A 14,664-nucleotide genomic window follows, 5' to 3' on the forward strand; every position below is an offset into this window, starting at 1 on the left:
CAAAATTGAGTTTTATCGTTTTATACCCAAATATTTCTTCAAATTGAATCCCATTCCGAACAATCCTAGATCCATGTAAACCTTGTCCATTCCAAAATGCCTGAATCGCTTATAATGCATATCTGCCTTCATCTGCCCAAATACAGCTTCCGGCTCTATCGGTCGCTGGCTTCTGTGTTTCAAGCCCTCTTCAGACGTTAGTAGCAGGAAGGCTTCCTTTTTATATGCATTCAGTTTATGGTTGACATATATACCTCAGTTCGGGATAACGAACTCTATCTAAAGGCTTTATAATGTTTTTATATAAGGGATACAGAGGCTTGGCAACCATCTATATATCTTGGATGGTTGCTGAGACAAAATCCTCCTGTAAAATATGCAATGTTAGAAAAGACTAAGCTGTTTCGTATCTTCGATAACGTATCCAGTAAGTGCCTTGGGCTTGTTGTCAAAGAAACAGTATGCCCCTAATGCAGAAATAATATTTATGATGAAATTCGCAACAGACCTGTGACGTGAATGTACTATCTGAGCCGTATTTTTCAACAGGTCATTAATCGTTTCAATGATGTATCTTTTGCGTAGCATCATCTTGTCATAGAACGGCATTAGTTTGTTCTTCATGTTCACTCTCAGTCCTGTTACCAACTGGATGCCTTCCTCAAAAAGCGAATCGAAGAGTTTTTGCGAGATATAGCCTTTGTCAGCAAACAGCTTGCCATACAGACGTTTAGCCAACACATCGAATACCGCTGGATCTTTGTCGCTGACGTTTGCACCAGTGAGAACAAAAGCAATTATCTCACCTCTATCATTACAAGCCAGATGTAGCTTGAACCCATGACACCATCCCATTGTTCCCTTTCCGTCTGTGGCAATGCCTTTGAACACTTTGTTGGCATAACGCCTGAGATTGTGGCATATTGGTATCATGGTTGAATCAACAAAGGTTATACCTGTACATCTGCCAAAAGCACGGAGATTCAGGAAGAACATGAGAGGGAAGAATACGCGACTTTCAAGTTCTACAAAACGGTTATAAGACACCGCATTTGGAAAATATGACTTCAAAGTTCCTCTAATAAAGAATAGGTAATAATGCTTGAAGTTTCGGAACGAGCCGAAATGGAAATACAGCAAAATCGTCATGATTTCACTATCAGATAAAGAGGCTTTACGTCGTCTGCGCTTTACTCCATCTTCACCCAAAAGCAATTTTCCTGCATTTTCAGCATCAAAAACTTTGTAAAATTCATCAATAATACAAAATAATTCTGTAACTTTGTCCTTGGTAATCTCCATAATGATATCTTTTTATGTTTGTAACTAATTGGATTTCAACTACAAAGATACAAAAAATATCGGAGATTACCAACTTTTTTAGGCACTATTTCTTATCCCGAACTGAGGTATATATGGTTCTGTTGCCTTTGGATTTCTTGCAGAGACTTCCAAGCGGACATCCATCACATCGTTGTGCTCTATATAATGTAATGACAGACACATAGCCGGAGTCACTTTTCGTTTGCCGTTGTCCACAAGGTTCCATGTGTTGTCCCATGGGGCAGACATAATAGTCATCATCCCTGTTGTAGTAGAAGTTCGCTTGGTTGAAGGCATCCTCCTTGAAAGGCTTATGCTGTTCCTTGTGAAACCAGTTGTACTTTACATAACCCATCATTTCTTCCATCTCTAGGTACTCGTAGTTCTCCTCCGAGCCATACCCTGAGTCTGCGGTGACGCTCTTGGATTGCTTTCCATATCTTTTCTTGTACTTATCCAAAAAAGGCTTGAAGGTCAGGGTGTCTGTTGGATTGGGATAAAGGGCGAAATTCGTCCAATATTGATTCTCTGTCGCAATTTGAAGGTTATAGGCAGGCTTTGTCTGCCCATTGTTCATGGCATCTTCCTTGAGGCGCATGAAGGTCGCATCGGGATCAGTCTTGGAGTAACTGTTTCTCTCGCCCAGTATATCCAGTGATTTTTCATACTCGCACAGTTTGTCCGAGGCTTTGAACAAGTGATCTATCTGAGTATTTAGCTTTTGCTTCTCTCTTCCTGTAAGCTTTGCCTTAGGAAGGTTCTTAGCTTGCCTCTCACACAAACGTGCACTTCTCTCTACATCCTTGGCGGAAGTGGCTGGCTCGCTGTCTTCTTCCTTAATGTCACTCCCGCCATTCAGGCGAATTTGTTCTTTTATCTGAGCCAATGCAGCAGAGGTCTTTTCCAAGAGCTTAGCCCTGTTCTTTTCCACAGTCTTCTTCCATACAAACGTGTACTTGTTTGCTTTCGACTCTATCTTAGTGCCATCAACATATTGTTCCTCCAGACTAATCACGCCCTTTTCAACCAATATGGAGACGACTGCATCAAAATAAAAGTCGATGCATTTAATCATATGATTGGATCTAAAGCGGTTGATTGTTGCGAAAGATAATTGCTTACCTCCACAAATCCACATATAGCGAACATCGTATTTAAGTGCGTCCGCTATGCCACGACAGGAATAAACGCCATTGATATAGGCAAAAACAACTAAACTTAGAAGCATCTTCGGACTGTAAGGAGGAGCACCAATCCCATCATAGGTATCCATGAGAGGGTTGATGTCCATACTGCGAACAATACGATCCACCATACGAACTTTGCTGTCTTTTGGCACATAATCATCGAAAGAGTTAGGAAAAAAGCTCAATTCGTGCCGAGTTTCAGATTTTATTTGTATCTTTGCCATACTTAAAGAAGTTTTCTGTAAAGATACAAATCTTTTGCGGAAAGGCAAAGCCCGAGCTTGTGAAAGTTTGGGCTTTGTTGTAAATAAAAATGTTTTTTAAAGATTTCGTATCTGTGAAAAGGCAAAAAATAAAAAGGGGTGCGTCACAGACTTATGACACACCCTCATCAAAGACAATTACTGTATGAAAGGAAAGCGTGGCAAGACAAATATGGAACTTGTTTTGACCCAGAAGCCGTGAAACAACTGCAAACCATAGTAGATATGACCCATGCGGACATCGTAATAGAATCCTCATGGAAATATCTCGGTTTGGAGGCAATGCAAGACATGTGGAAAGACAGACAATTGCCAGGAAAAGTAATAGGTATAACTCCGTCTGCTATCAGTGATAACATTTTGCTCTCGACAGACTTGGATGTGTTAGATTCTTCTATGCTTCATTGTAAAGGGGCGGAAATAGCTTCGTGGCTTCATGAGAATAATATGCAAGAGGTTCCGTATGTCATTATTGATGATGAGTATGTTATATTGGAATCTCAACTTCCTCATTTCATTTTAACCAATCCCTACGATGGTATTATAGAAGAATTGGCAATGAGAGCCATTGGTATTCTGAATCGGCAATAAAAAGCAAAATAATTTAATCTTAGTCTCGACGTGTCATAATTTGTGGGACACCATCGCCATATCTTTGCACTCAGTTAAGCAATTAAAGTTTCAAAGATATGACTAATGATAAATCAAACAAAGAGTTGGATAAATCTACTTTGCGTATTCCTACATTTAATATGATACTTCGTAAGATTCTTGTTGTTAATGCTTACGGAGACAAAAGCCTTCGCGATGAAATACTCCTCCAAGATGAACTGTTCTACAACACCGTCAGTCAGTTGAACTTTTCAAAGGATTCAAGCGAAGTGAGACAGCTGTTGTCCTATCTTCTCGAATTGACAGGAGAGCCTGATAGTTATCTGGTGGAGGAGATTCTGCTGGACTTTGTGATAGGAAAGGGATGCACAGAATGTTCAAGGACAGTCTGCGAAAACATCTTTGGCAAGCATCCTACGTTTGTCGACATGATGCGCCATCCTTGGTTTGAACACTTGATGAATCATCCTGCACAAACTGAACCCTACAATCCGCGTCCTTCATTTGTTCGCAACGACGCTTTCTACTGGCGCAATTTCCATTTTCCTCTGTTCTACCATCTTCAGAAAGGTAACAGTTTGGCTTTGGAAGTGTTGGAGCATCTTGCGGCTAAAGGCGACATTCTTTCCATGGAACGTGTGTCACTTTACTACTTCGATAAATGCCAATTTTCCAAGGCGTTTCTTTTATTTAAAGCATTGCATGAGAAAATGCAGACAACCGAATGGTATGATTGGGCGATTAAGCAAGAAATCACCTACAAACTCGCTCATCTATATACCTATGGAGAAGGTGTGGAGCAAAATCTCGACAAAGGGGCTCAATACTACAAAGAACTTGATAGCGGCTACAACTGGGGAAACAGAGCCCAATACCAGTTGGGAAGAATGGCAGAGAAAAGGCATAACTATCAGGAGGCGATGGATTACTATCGTAAAAATATGGATTGTAGCGAGTATAGCAAGTACAGCTTCTACAGGGGAGATAAGCCGAAAGACTTGTTTCCACTTCGATTGGAGATTGCTTTTAGACAGATGAAGAAGAAGCTCAACCCTATAGTTGACTGTCTGACACTTGCGACTTGCCAAAAATGTAACGACATGGTTCTTCAGTTGAAGGTCATGATGAATGCAATAGTCACAATTGAATGGGGTGATGGTGAAACTGAATCAGTAAAATGGAAAGTGGATGACTGGGGACAGGTAAGACATTCATATCAATCGCCAGGCTATTACTGTATTACAATAAAAACAGACGAGGAGAACGTATTGACTGGATTCCATATTGTTTCTCACAAGGCAATATGCTCAATAGACGTTTCCGGCTGTAAGGGATTGACGCATCTATTGTGTCCAAATCAAATGTTGAAACAAATGTCTTTAAGCAAGACTGAATATCTCTCTGTGCTTGATGTACATGGAAATAGGCTGCAAAGAATCAACCTCAGAAAGAATCCGTTACTTACAATCGTTGATTGTTCTAACAATCCGTTGCAAAAGATAGAAGCAGTGAAGCATCCTCCATTCAGTTTAATGTGCATAAGAAAAACAAGGCTGGGAACTAAAGCAAAAAGGAGATTTCATGAAATCGTTCGTTTGAATGCAGGTCGATTATTGAGTGAGGGCTTTGTTAACCAATTGACAGAGCCGCTTTTGCCTACGTTGCTGTTTTATATAAAGAGCAGCACTTGGGAAGATGTCTTGGCATGCTTGCAACAGGAAAACGAAGATTCAAAGGTAAATAATAACTTCACGGTATTGCATAGAGTCTATGCCTTGCTTAAAGCATATCGTCACGTCACTCCGTGCCCATACAAAAATGGTTTTATGTGGGCGTCAGGAACATGGGTCGTTATTGCACATAAGTTTAAAACCAAAAGAACGGGTCAAATAGTAGAATGTGAGACTTCCGAAGAAGAGTTCTATTTGTATGAACACCCTTGGAGCATGATTCTTGGAACACCAGTAAAAGCATGGGACAATCATTTGCCATTCATGATGCTTCCACAACATCCAAATGCCTACTATGCAGCCATGTGCTTATATAATATGAACAATGAAAAAGAAATGAAGAAACATAAAATTCCAAAGATTGCTTATGGAAAAGAAAGTTGCTAAAATAATTTTTCTTGACTTTGATGGTGTTCTGAATACAGAATACCATCAAAGACAATTACAGTTTGAAGGAAAAATATGGCAAGACAAGCACGGTGCAATGAGAGCCATCAACATATTGAATCAACAATAAAACTTTCAAGGAATTTTAATTTAGTTCTAACCTGTCATAAATAATGGGGCACCATAGCCATACCTTTGCACCCAATAGCGTAATTAAATTTTCAAAGATATGGCAAATGATAAGTTAAACAAAGAGTTGGTTTCTCGTATGATGGACGATGCTGCATGGAAAGAACTCTCCAAAGACTTTCCATGGACAGAACAGTTGCTTGAGAAGTATATGAACTATGTGGACTGGAAAGAAATTTCAAGAAACTACAATGTAGTGTGGACCAAAAGCCTACTTGAAAAATTCAAGCACAGACTTGACTGGCACGAATTGACATCAAACAGTAGTACACTATTGTTTACAGAAGATAACATAGAGACATTTAAGGATTGTTGGGATTGGAAAGTGCTATCAGACAAGTCTTGTATCGACATGACCCACGAACTTTTAATCAAGTATGCTGACAGATGGAATTGGGCATACATAATAGATCGATATGGTGACGATTCTATTACCTACAATGAGGAATTTCTCGAAAAGTATGGAGATTATATTTCTGCATCAGAACTGGGCGGTTCTAAGCTGTGGGACAATATTACCGAACACCGCATAAAAGCAATCAAAAAGAAAATTCTGACTTAAATTATTATTTTAGGTACCGATACACGACTATTGTCAAAGGAAAGCAATGCATATGGCTTTAGTTTCAAATACTCTAAAGCCACATGCATAGCTTTTTATCTACCATAATGCTACTTTTCCTGCAATCCCCAAATCAATGGTTGCAGTTACCACACCAAGAGCTTTGAATACTCTTCGCATAGTAGGTATTGTTATACTATAACCTCTTTCCAAGCGAGAAATCTACGCTCTTTTCACACCTATACGCTCACCAAGTTGTTCTTGTGTCAAGTTCTGTTCTATGCGAGCCTTCTTGATGGCTTCTCCCAAACGGTATGCATGCAATGCTTCATCCACATCACTTTCAAAAGCATCACGTTTTGGAGTGCCAACTTTCCCAAAGTGCTTGTCGAGCACATCGTCCAATGGGGTAAGATTCATTTGTGCCATACATTCTCTATTTGCTGCAAAGATCGGTATTATGTTTCATAAATAAGAAACAATTCAAGACACACCGCTATCATTACTACTGGCTGCTACTATCTTTATATTTTTGTCGCACCATGATTTTCCCTTTACCATCAAGACGTCAGCTTCGTCCTTTTGGCATCTGTGATGTCTGAAGATATCCTTGGAGAGTATATAGGTAAAAGAGGTATGAGGGTAGCACTGGCGCCATGAAAAAATCTCATAAAAGAAGCATACAAAAACGTTCTGACGTTGCCCCTTTGAAGAATGAAGTTTTTGTAAATATAGGTTTTCCACATGATATGACTATCTCTGGTACTATGAATGTAGAGGAATTGGCTAGGCAACTGGATTGCAGCAGCAAGATTTCTTCATCCTCTTTCGGGAACTTGCTTTCACCCCCACTCCAATTATATAAGGTGTCTTATGGTAAATAGGATGTTTGCAGTACACCCTATTGAGAGGAATCACTATATAACTTTAGCAATTAGTTTCTTTAATGATAAAGCATTTAAATTGCATTGCAAGGATTATGATAAATAGTAAATTTAATATGGTCTGTATAATGTAATATCAGCCTCTCTTTTGTGCCGTAAATATTAATATCCTATTCTAATTAAGACATGAATGTTATTAGTAGTCTAAAAATAATCGTAAATCTTTAAAGAAATACGTTTAAAAATTTGGAGGTTACATAAAATCGTTGTAACTTTGTGCGCATAATAAAATTATAGTAATCATGAGAATTAACAAGATAGATATTGTAAACTTTAAAGGATTCCAGCGTGAAATGAGGGAATTCAAGTCGAATCTTATAGTGGTTATTGGCAACAATACCGCAGGTAAGACTACTTTGCTCAAGGCTTTACAGATAGGATTGGGTGCCTATTTGCAATGTTTGAGTAAACTGCCTAGTGCAGTACAATATCGTCGCAACTTTAGTATTCATGATCGCTTTATGGCATTTGATTCAACAGAAAAAGATTATGTCCCAAACGGAGAGCGTACTCGCATCACAATAGATGCAGATTTCTACGTTACTGATTCCATAGAAAATAATGAGCCACAATTTACTCCTATTTCTATTTCATGGTCTCGCGAATTCACTGGTAGTACCACAACTCATAGCAGATCATGTGCAGGGGAACTGATGACTATGGTTTCAGACATGGAAGCCAAAAGATATGAGCATCATGATGGTGCAATATATCCATTAGTCTTATCTTTCGGAGCCAAGAGAACCAGCGATGCCCAGATGAAGATTACCCGTAAGATAAAGGAAAGAGCGTCTAGAATAGAGAAAGCCTACAAATTTGCTCTCCATGACAAGGTTGACTTTGATGGTGCTATGGAATGGTTAGCTCGTTACGATAAAAATGTCAGGGATGGAAAAGAATTTGTGGGAACTCGCGAAGCTTTCTTTGAGGCACTGCAAACAGCTATTCCTGCTTTGTCAGAAATCGATTTTGATCATGGTGAAATAGAAGCTGTGGTATCGGTAACAGGACATATTCCCTCTCGCCATCATTTCTCTTACATGAGTGATGGACTTCAGTCAATGATTAATATTGTAGCAGAGATTGCCCATCGTTGCATCGAATTAAATGGTTGCTTGGGACGGAATGCTGTTAAAAAGACACCTGGTGTTGTGATGATAGATGAGATTGATCTCTATCTGCATCCTCATTGGCAAAAGCATGTGCTTCAGGATTTGGCTCAGGCTTTCCCTATGATTCAGTTCATTGTATCTACCCATAGTCCATTTATCGTTCAGAGTCTTCAAAAGAATCAGCTTATCAGCTTCGATGAAAATGTAATGATAGAAGGTGAACCTTACCGAGAATCATTAGAGGATATTACTGCCGATCGAATGGGTTTGGAACAGAATATTAGAAGTAAAAGATTTCAGGAGATGCAGGAAATCGCAAAAAATTACTTCAAGTCGATACAAAACGGAGAAGAAGACAAGAATTTGTTGGAGAAGCTAAGAGAGATTGAAGCTACCTTCAGCGATAATCCTGCCTATCTTGCTTTATTACAATCTGAATATAATACGAAAGGAAATTAGCCGATGAGACCAGTAGAGAAAAAGAATGTTGGCGAAACTGTCTCTTATGTAAATTCCAAGAATCAAACAATAACAGAGACTATACAAGAATACTATTCTCCCTATAATAATGCCAAAATGCCATTATTGGGTAATCTTGGCTGGTTTTGTTCTTATTGTGAAGGAACCAAGTTGCCAAATGAACTCGCAGTGGAACATATTGAACCAAAAGGAACAAATGGAGAAGAGACGGCATGGAATAACTTTTTAATATCCTGTGATATCTGTAATTCCACAAAAGGGCACCCTGAAATTCATGAAGAGGATTATCATTGGCCACATACTGATAATACTTTCAGAGACTTCATCTACACTGCAGGTGGAGCGGTCATGCTGAATCCTCATTTGGATGAAGATGAAAAGGGCAAAGCCAAGAAACTATTTGATTTAGTAAAACTTGGAGCATATCCTGGCAATGAATTAGGACCTACTCCAAGAGATTTCCGATGGAAGAAACGCCTGGAAACATGGGATTTAGCAGAACGATTACGCAATAAGTTCAATGCTGGCATTGCAGATGTTGAAGAAATTATCTGTTTGGCTCAGAAACTAGGCTATTGGTCTATTTGGTTTACTGTCTTTAAAGGATACGATGAAGTTAGAAAACGTTTAATCTCTGACTTTACCGGCACATGCGCCTCCTGTTTTGATGCAAATAATCATTATGAGCCGATCAAGCGAAACAAATAGAAAGCGTAGCCTCTCACACCTTGGTGTGAGAATAAGTTTTTTGGTGATTACAAATACTCCTTACATGATAAGGTTCTGGATGATTCAAGAGCCTTCATCATGTGAGGAGTTTCATTTTCTTAAAAATGTCTGATTTGAAGGCAAGCACATAGCCGTTGCTTCAAGTCTTGAGCTCCTGTGAATAGGATACCATGTATACCCACATGGTTGGCGCCATCAACATTCACTTGCCTGTCATCTATGAAGATGCTTTCCGATGCCTGGAGGCTATAGCGATTCAGAAGAAGCTGATAGATTTCTGGATTCGGTTTTACCAACTTCTCTTCCCCACTCACTACAATTCCTTCAAACATGCCAAAGAGACGGGCATGGACTTCCTTTACTATCGGGAATGTCTCATGAGACCAGTTGGTAAGACAGTATAGACGATATCCTCTTTGCTTCAGTTCACACATGATCTCATAGATGCCAGGGATTTCACCACCATCCATATCTTTGTAACAGTACCAGTAGGCAACAATATAAGGAGCATACTTGGGATAAGCCTGTTTTACATTCATCTATAGGCTTTCCCAAGTCTGTCTGATCATTCCATTCATTCGTCACCACATGATCGATTATCCACTTAGCCTTCTCCCTGTCGCCATGGAACAGAGTAGTATAAAGGTTCATGCGCATCCAGTTCACCAATACACTTCCTACATCGAAGACGATATTCTTGTATCTACTCATTGCTATCTGATTCTTTAAACATTCACATAGAAAAATTCAGGCTGCTTAGGTTCCGAATACGCTTTTTCGAACTTCCAGCTGACAGCCTTATACAGCAGGCCACCGAAATGTCGGGCATGCTCGGGACAGACCACGACACAGCGTCCGCAAGAGATGCATTTCTTTTCATTGGTCTTGTAGGGTTCCTCCATAGTGATGGCTCCGACAGGGCACATTTTCACACAGGCATGGCAGGATGTACATTTTCCCCTACTCCCTTCTGGATGCAGAGGAATAGGCTTGGTATCACGATAAGGGCGATTCCCCTTTACCATCAGTCGGCTAACTGCTGACATCTTTGGTATCTTGAGTAGAAGTTCCCTACTCTTTGAAGCAAAATCATGGAGTTTCTCCATATCATCCGCATTAGGTCTTCCTTCTGCTATCTTGGGAAATATGGAATGCTGGGCTATGACGGCAGCCGCAGAAAGTAACTTGAAGCCATTGGATTCCACCAGATCCTTCAGCTCTATGAGCGTATCATCGTAGGCTCTGTTACCATAGACTGATACGATGATGGCTGGGGTATTGTTTCCAAGAAAACGTCTCAATGAACGAACTGCCATTTCCGGGACTCTACCAGCATAGGAAGGTACGCACACTATCAGCAGATCGCCATCACTTCCCAGCGAGACATCATCCTTCAGCACGTCTGAGGTAATGTCATACTCAATGACAGGCTTCTGAAACTGGGATGCTATCTCACGAACGATACGTTTGGTGGAGAAAGTGGCACTAAAATAGGCCAAATGGATATTCTTAATGTTCATAATGTCTTTGGTTTCTTTTTGTTCGATGCAAAGTTACTATTTTTAGGCGAAACCAGCGAGTGATTTCTAGAATTTTGTTATCTTTGCAGAAGATTTGCTGCACTCGGCATCATATTGACGAGGATTTTTGAAATAACAAAGGAACATAAAATGATAGATACAAGACTGAAAGTTTTCAGAAGTGTGGCTACACTCCTGAGTTTCACTAAGGCTGCCAACGAACTGTTCATCAGTCAGCCTGCCATCAGCAAGCACATACAAGAGCTTGAAAAGGAATATGGGGTGCAACTGTTCGACAGAATCGGCAATCGCATCCAGCTCACCCGTGCCGGACAACTTATGCTTGACCATGCCTGCAAGATTATCGATGCATATCAGAATCTCGATTTCGACATGAAGAAGCTCACAGAGAAATCAGGTGGCGAACTGCGCATCGGAGCCAGTACCACCATCTCACAATATGTTCTCCCCGAACTGATTGCTGAATTCAGGAAACTATACCCCGACATTCGTATTACCCTGCTCAGCGGAAATTCTCATGAGATAGAGGATGCGCTTGCTGCAGGAAGGATAGATCTGGGTATGGTGGAAGGTATCAAGCGGCAGCCCACCTTTAAATACACTCCTTTCATGAAAGATGAACTGGTGGCGTTCGTACATTGTTCCAATCCCCTAGCCCAGCAAGATGAGATTTCTCTGGACCTTCTCAGGCAGACACCGATTGTACTGCGTGAATTAGGTTCCGGAACTTTGGATGTCATCCAAAAAGCCCTGCAGGAAAACGGCATTGCTCTTTCTGATCTGAACATTGAAATGAATCTTGGAACCACAGAGGGCATCAAGCATTTCGTGGAACATTCCTTAAGCATGGGTATCATCAGCATAAGAGCCATCTACAGGAGTATCTATGAACAAGTATTCAAGGTTCTGGAAATTGAGAATCTCAAGATGGAACGAGAATTTCTATTTGTTGAGAAGAGGGGCGAGACCGCTAAACTCCAGCAGACATTCAAGAGATTCATAACTAAAGATTATAACGTATAGTTATTATGTATATACAACATCTCATGATTTTTCGTACCTTTGCACCCGCTTTTCAAAAGCGAATAACCGACAAAAAAAGAAAAATATGAGATTATCAGAACAAAGGAGCAGTATGCTGCATGGCGTATTGCTCATCGCGCTCTTCGCATGCGCTGCTTTCTACATCGGTGGCATGGACTGTGTGAAAGCTCTTTCGTTTAGCCCCATGGTAGTGGGTATCATCATTGGTATGCTCTATGCCAATAGTTTACGTAACAACCTGCCCGACACCTGGGTACCGGGCATCAAGTTTTGCAGCAAGCGAATCCTCCGCACAGGCATCATCCTTTATGGTTTCAAGCTCACCTTCCAGGATGTGATGGCTGTGGGCTTCTCTGCCATCGTAATTGATGCCATCATCGTATGCGGCACCATCGGCTTGGGAATCCTGGTGGGAAGACTCCTGAAAATTGACCGCAGCATCGCACTGCTCACCGCTTGCGGAAGTGCCATCTGTGGAGCTGCTGCAGTATTGGGTATAGATGGGGCCATTCGTCCGAAGCCTTACAAGACGGCAGTAGCCGTAGCCACCGTAGTCATCTTTGGAACATTATCCATGTTCCTCTACCCTATTCTCTACAGGGCTGGCATCTTTGACCTATCACCAGATATGATGGGACTCTTTACGGGTTCCACCGTTCATGAAGTAGCCCATGTGGTAGGTGCAGCCAATGCCATGGGAGCCGAGGTGAGCAACAATGCCATCATTGTGAAGATGATAAGGGTGATGATGCTGGTACCGGTATTACTGGTGATTGCATGGACCGTTGCAAGGGATGTTGCCAAAAGAGATAATCTGGAAAATACTGATACCAACAAGCCTAAAATCAGCATTCCATGGTTTGCCATTCTCTTCCTGGTAGTGATCGGATTCAATTCTCTGGGTTTGCTTCCGGAAAGCATAGTGGATTGGATTAACCAACTAGACACCTTCCTCCTGACCATGGCCATGGCAGCATTGGGAGCCGAAACAAGCTTTGACAAATTCAAGAAAGCTGGCATTAAGCCTTTCCTTTTGGCTGCCATTCTTTATTGCTGGCTCATTGGAGGTGGATATTGTCTGGTGAAGTTTGCCATTCCTTACTTACAATAATAGTATCACATATATGATACCGTCAAAACTGAATATCCATGTGAAAAATTGAACGATTCACATGGATATTTTTATTCGTTAACGTCTTTACTTTCTTCTTCTCCAAGGAATTTCAACCGTAGGCTCGTAAGCTTTCAATCCTTCATCACCTGTAAAGCTTTCAACTTCATATCCTAAATCTGTATAATATTTTACCACCTCAACAATAGAAGCATCGCCTAAAGCTTGCCCTCCTATAACAGTGATCTTCCACTTCTCTGCCAACTTTTTTAAGTTTTCAGGATTCCACAAACTGCTTTGTTCAGTAAATGCAGCCCATGGTGATTTCTCATCAGCAGAATCAATCATGATTTGAGCAAATTCCTCACCTAATGACATTCTGTCTCCTGAAGAATGAGCTATATGATTTTCTGTCTCAATGATCGTTGCCAGTGCCAGGATAAAGGTTGTTCCTTTCTTCTTTTCTTCCTCTATTTTCTCAGAGACCATCTCGTATGTAACCAAGGCATTGCTTGGACCACAAGTTTCCTTTCCTGGTATTTTGAGCCAAACGTAAAGTACACTCGTATCAATCACCAATACCTTTCTCATTATATTTTATCGTTAACCATCATTCTACCAATTGTTCCTGAAGCCATCAATTTGGTTAGATCCTCTTTTTCTTCCAAGAGATTGACATGACTATCACCATTCTCATCACGGGTAACATAGCTGACAAACGGAATCATCTTGTTGCCTAACTCATCTAACAAAACTGGATTATGCGTCGTACAGAGCACATCAACCTGGCGCTGTCGTGACAAGTCCTTCAACATATCAACCAACTCCTTAGAACGAGAAGGATGCAAGCCATTATCCACCTCTTCGATAAGCAATAAACTATGAGGTGCAACCGCCAAAAGAGCTACGACAATCGCTATAAAACGAAGCGTACCATCACTCATACCTCTTGCATCAACAGGTTGTTCGGGATTCCAATCCTCATAACAATAAAGCATGGCATCCGACTTAATCAGGCCAACAGGCTCAGATATAACCTTATTTATATCACGTTCAGGAAGTGGCGAACATAGCTGGACACCAGTGCTTCCACCTTCTTCTTTTCCTCTGGAGACAACGCACATAAAACACCTGCTACATTACTACCATCAGACTTCAACTCTTTTGAAATCTTGCAGTAATCACGCATCTTAGCAGGAACAGGATCAAGAATGATGATGCTACTATACTTGCCCAAATTGCGGTGAGTTAATAGACCGTGACCTGAATGTAGCAAAAAATATACTTGATAAAGGTTTAAGAAATATATCGGCAGGAACTGTCGATTACACCGATGGAGAGGGCGTAAGACTTGCTTGCAAGCATTCCTTGAGGAAGTCGGAATCCTACAAGTCTTTAGCTTGTGGGTAGTTCAATTAATGTTAGCGGATAATAGTATCCGTTTTCAGCC

At 40.7% G+C, this 14,664-nt stretch carries 16 protein-coding genes and 2 pseudogenes; 8 read left to right on the plus strand and 10 right to left on the minus strand.

Translation table 11 applies throughout. The features are described 5' to 3' along the window. Positions 1 to 12 precede the first annotated feature (12 nt). The 3 genes and pseudogenes from ONT08_RS14895 to ONT08_RS14905 all read right to left on the minus strand — a co-directional run. A pseudogene (locus ONT08_RS14895) lies at positions 13 to 252 on the minus strand (transposase); the annotation flags it as partial. Between the two features lie 132 nt (positions 253 to 384). Beyond that, positions 385 to 1,302 carry an IS982 family transposase gene (locus ONT08_RS14900; RefSeq protein WP_119250497.1) on the minus strand — a complete coding sequence of 306 codons (918 nt, stop codon included), beginning with the start codon at positions 1,300 to 1,302 and terminating at the stop codon, positions 385 to 387. 85 nt (positions 1,303 to 1,387) lie between these two features. Beyond that, positions 1,388 to 2,734: an IS1182 family transposase gene (locus ONT08_RS14905; protein ID WP_264960345.1), complete on the minus strand. Its 1,347-nt coding sequence runs from the start codon at positions 2,732 to 2,734 to the stop codon at positions 1,388 to 1,390. A gap of 138 nt (positions 2,735 to 2,872) precedes the next feature. Between ONT08_RS14905 and ONT08_RS14910 the strand changes: the two genes are divergently transcribed. From ONT08_RS14910 to ONT08_RS14925, 4 genes are all read left to right on the plus strand, one after another. Next, positions 2,873 to 3,364, plus strand: a complete 492-nt coding sequence (locus ONT08_RS14910) for an HAD domain-containing protein (RefSeq protein ID WP_437183624.1) — start codon at positions 2,873 to 2,875, stop codon at positions 3,362 to 3,364. Between the two features lie 98 nt (positions 3,365 to 3,462). Beyond that, positions 3,463 to 5,502 carry a tetratricopeptide repeat protein gene (locus ONT08_RS14915; RefSeq protein WP_264960347.1) on the plus strand — a complete coding sequence of 680 codons (2,040 nt, stop codon included), beginning with the start codon at positions 3,463 to 3,465 and terminating at the stop codon, positions 5,500 to 5,502. After that, positions 5,483 to 5,632: a hypothetical protein gene (locus ONT08_RS14920; RefSeq protein ID WP_153103086.1), complete on the plus strand. Its 150-nt coding sequence runs from the start codon at positions 5,483 to 5,485 to the stop codon at positions 5,630 to 5,632. Before ONT08_RS14915 ends, ONT08_RS14920 begins: the two co-directional genes overlap by 20 nt. A 99-nt stretch (positions 5,633 to 5,731) precedes the next feature. Beyond that, entirely contained in the window at positions 5,732 to 6,253 is a 522-nt protein-coding gene (locus ONT08_RS14925; protein WP_117588223.1) for a hypothetical protein, read from the plus strand. 99 nt (positions 6,254 to 6,352) lie between these two features. Here the strand turns inward: ONT08_RS14925 and ONT08_RS14930 are convergent. Next, positions 6,353 to 6,682, minus strand: a pseudogene (locus ONT08_RS14930) (helix-turn-helix transcriptional regulator). A gap of 757 nt (positions 6,683 to 7,439) precedes the next feature. On the opposite strand from ONT08_RS14930, the gene ONT08_RS14935 reads away from it, so the two are divergent. Beyond that, positions 7,440 to 8,768 (plus strand): AAA family ATPase, encoded by a 1,329-nt coding sequence (locus ONT08_RS14935; protein WP_118086195.1) that lies wholly within the window; start codon positions 7,440 to 7,442, stop codon positions 8,766 to 8,768. A 3-nt stretch (positions 8,769 to 8,771) separates the two neighbouring features. Then, positions 8,772 to 9,497: an HNH endonuclease gene (locus tag ONT08_RS14940; protein WP_264960348.1), complete on the plus strand. Its 726-nt coding sequence runs from the start codon at positions 8,772 to 8,774 to the stop codon at positions 9,495 to 9,497. 119 nt (positions 9,498 to 9,616) lie between these two features. Here the strand turns inward: ONT08_RS14940 and ONT08_RS14945 are convergent, their stop codons facing one another. Genes ONT08_RS14945 through ONT08_RS14955 form a run of 3 tightly spaced genes read right to left on the minus strand, consistent with a single transcriptional unit; the run spans position 9,617 to position 11,038 of the window. Further along, a complete protein-coding gene (locus ONT08_RS14945) occupies positions 9,617 to 9,988 on the minus strand; it encodes an HAD family hydrolase (protein ID WP_264960349.1) in 372 nt (123 codons plus the stop codon). Continuing rightward, positions 9,975 to 10,229 carry a hypothetical protein gene (locus ONT08_RS14950; RefSeq protein WP_264960350.1) on the minus strand — a complete coding sequence of 85 codons (255 nt, stop codon included), beginning with the start codon at positions 10,227 to 10,229 and terminating at the stop codon, positions 9,975 to 9,977. The genes ONT08_RS14945 and ONT08_RS14950 overlap by 14 nt, the downstream gene beginning before the upstream one ends. 14 nt (positions 10,230 to 10,243) lie before the next feature. Next, positions 10,244 to 11,038, minus strand: coding sequence for an EFR1 family ferrodoxin (locus ONT08_RS14955; protein ID WP_118201152.1), 795 nt, complete (start codon positions 11,036 to 11,038; stop codon positions 10,244 to 10,246). A gap of 150 nt (positions 11,039 to 11,188) precedes the next feature. Between ONT08_RS14955 and ONT08_RS14960 the strand changes: the two genes are divergently transcribed. Next, positions 11,189 to 12,082 carry a LysR family transcriptional regulator gene (locus tag ONT08_RS14960; RefSeq protein WP_117587821.1) on the plus strand — a complete coding sequence of 298 codons (894 nt, stop codon included), beginning with the start codon at positions 11,189 to 11,191 and terminating at the stop codon, positions 12,080 to 12,082. 85 nt (positions 12,083 to 12,167) lie between these two features. Continuing rightward, positions 12,168 to 13,214, plus strand: a complete 1,047-nt coding sequence (locus ONT08_RS14965) for a YeiH family protein (protein WP_118201153.1) — start codon at positions 12,168 to 12,170, stop codon at positions 13,212 to 13,214. A gap of 87 nt (positions 13,215 to 13,301) precedes the next feature. On the opposite strand, the gene ONT08_RS14970 is transcribed toward ONT08_RS14965, so the two are convergent. From ONT08_RS14970 to ONT08_RS14980, 3 genes are read right to left on the minus strand one after another with little or no spacing between them, the layout of a single operon-like run. Beyond that, complete coding sequence (locus ONT08_RS14970; RefSeq protein ID WP_119236560.1) at positions 13,302 to 13,805, minus strand: hypothetical protein; 504 nt, start codon at positions 13,803 to 13,805, stop codon at positions 13,302 to 13,304. Further along, positions 13,805 to 14,338 carry an AAA family ATPase gene (locus ONT08_RS14975; protein ID WP_118201155.1) on the minus strand — a complete coding sequence of 178 codons (534 nt, stop codon included), beginning with the start codon at positions 14,336 to 14,338 and terminating at the stop codon, positions 13,805 to 13,807. Before ONT08_RS14975 ends, ONT08_RS14970 begins: the two co-directional genes overlap by 1 nt. Further along, positions 14,257 to 14,451: a hypothetical protein gene (locus ONT08_RS14980; RefSeq protein ID WP_147337136.1), complete on the minus strand. Its 195-nt coding sequence runs from the start codon at positions 14,449 to 14,451 to the stop codon at positions 14,257 to 14,259. Before ONT08_RS14980 ends, ONT08_RS14975 begins: the two co-directional genes overlap by 82 nt. Between the last annotated feature and the right edge of the window lie 213 nt (positions 14,452 to 14,664).

The organism is Segatella copri (assembly GCF_026015465.1).
Taxonomy (GTDB): Bacteria; Bacteroidota; Bacteroidia; order Bacteroidales; family Bacteroidaceae; genus Prevotella; species Prevotella copri_E.

What these genes read in the sequence shown, in the direction of transcription:
- ONT08_RS14915 (WP_264960347.1), top strand. Translation starts at nt 3,463, where the DNA reads ATGACTAATGATAAATCAAACAAAGAGTTGGATAAATCTACTTTGCGT.
- ONT08_RS14920 (WP_153103086.1), top strand. Translation starts at nt 5,483, where the DNA reads ATGGAAAAGAAAGTTGCTAAAATAATTTTTCTTGACTTTGATGGTGTT.
- ONT08_RS14925 (WP_117588223.1), top strand. Translation starts at nt 5,732, where the DNA reads ATGGCAAATGATAAGTTAAACAAAGAGTTGGTTTCTCGTATGATGGAC.
- ONT08_RS14955 (WP_118201152.1), bottom strand. Translation starts at nt 11,038, where the DNA reads ATGAACATTAAGAATATCCATTTGGCCTATTTTAGTGCCACTTTCTCC.
- ONT08_RS14950 (WP_264960350.1), bottom strand. Translation starts at nt 10,229, where the DNA reads ATGAGTAGATACAAGAATATCGTCTTCGATGTAGGAAGTGTATTGGTG.
- ONT08_RS14905 (WP_264960345.1), bottom strand. Translation starts at nt 2,734, where the DNA reads ATGGCAAAGATACAAATAAAATCTGAAACTCGGCACGAATTGAGCTTT.
- ONT08_RS14960 (WP_117587821.1), top strand. Translation starts at nt 11,189, where the DNA reads ATGATAGATACAAGACTGAAAGTTTTCAGAAGTGTGGCTACACTCCTG.
- ONT08_RS14975 (WP_118201155.1), bottom strand. Translation starts at nt 14,338, where the DNA reads ATGTGCGTTGTCTCCAGAGGAAAAGAAGAAGGTGGAAGCACTGGTGTC.
- ONT08_RS14900 (WP_119250497.1), bottom strand. Translation starts at nt 1,302, where the DNA reads ATGGAGATTACCAAGGACAAAGTTACAGAATTATTTTGTATTATTGAT.
- ONT08_RS14970 (WP_119236560.1), bottom strand. Translation starts at nt 13,805, where the DNA reads ATGAGAAAGGTATTGGTGATTGATACGAGTGTACTTTACGTTTGGCTC.
- ONT08_RS14945 (WP_264960349.1), bottom strand. Translation starts at nt 9,988, where the DNA reads ATGGATGGTGGTGAAATCCCTGGCATCTATGAGATCATGTGTGAACTG.
- ONT08_RS14965 (WP_118201153.1), top strand. Translation starts at nt 12,168, where the DNA reads ATGAGATTATCAGAACAAAGGAGCAGTATGCTGCATGGCGTATTGCTC.
- ONT08_RS14940 (WP_264960348.1), top strand. Translation starts at nt 8,772, where the DNA reads ATGAGACCAGTAGAGAAAAAGAATGTTGGCGAAACTGTCTCTTATGTA.
- ONT08_RS14935 (WP_118086195.1), top strand. Translation starts at nt 7,440, where the DNA reads ATGAGAATTAACAAGATAGATATTGTAAACTTTAAAGGATTCCAGCGT.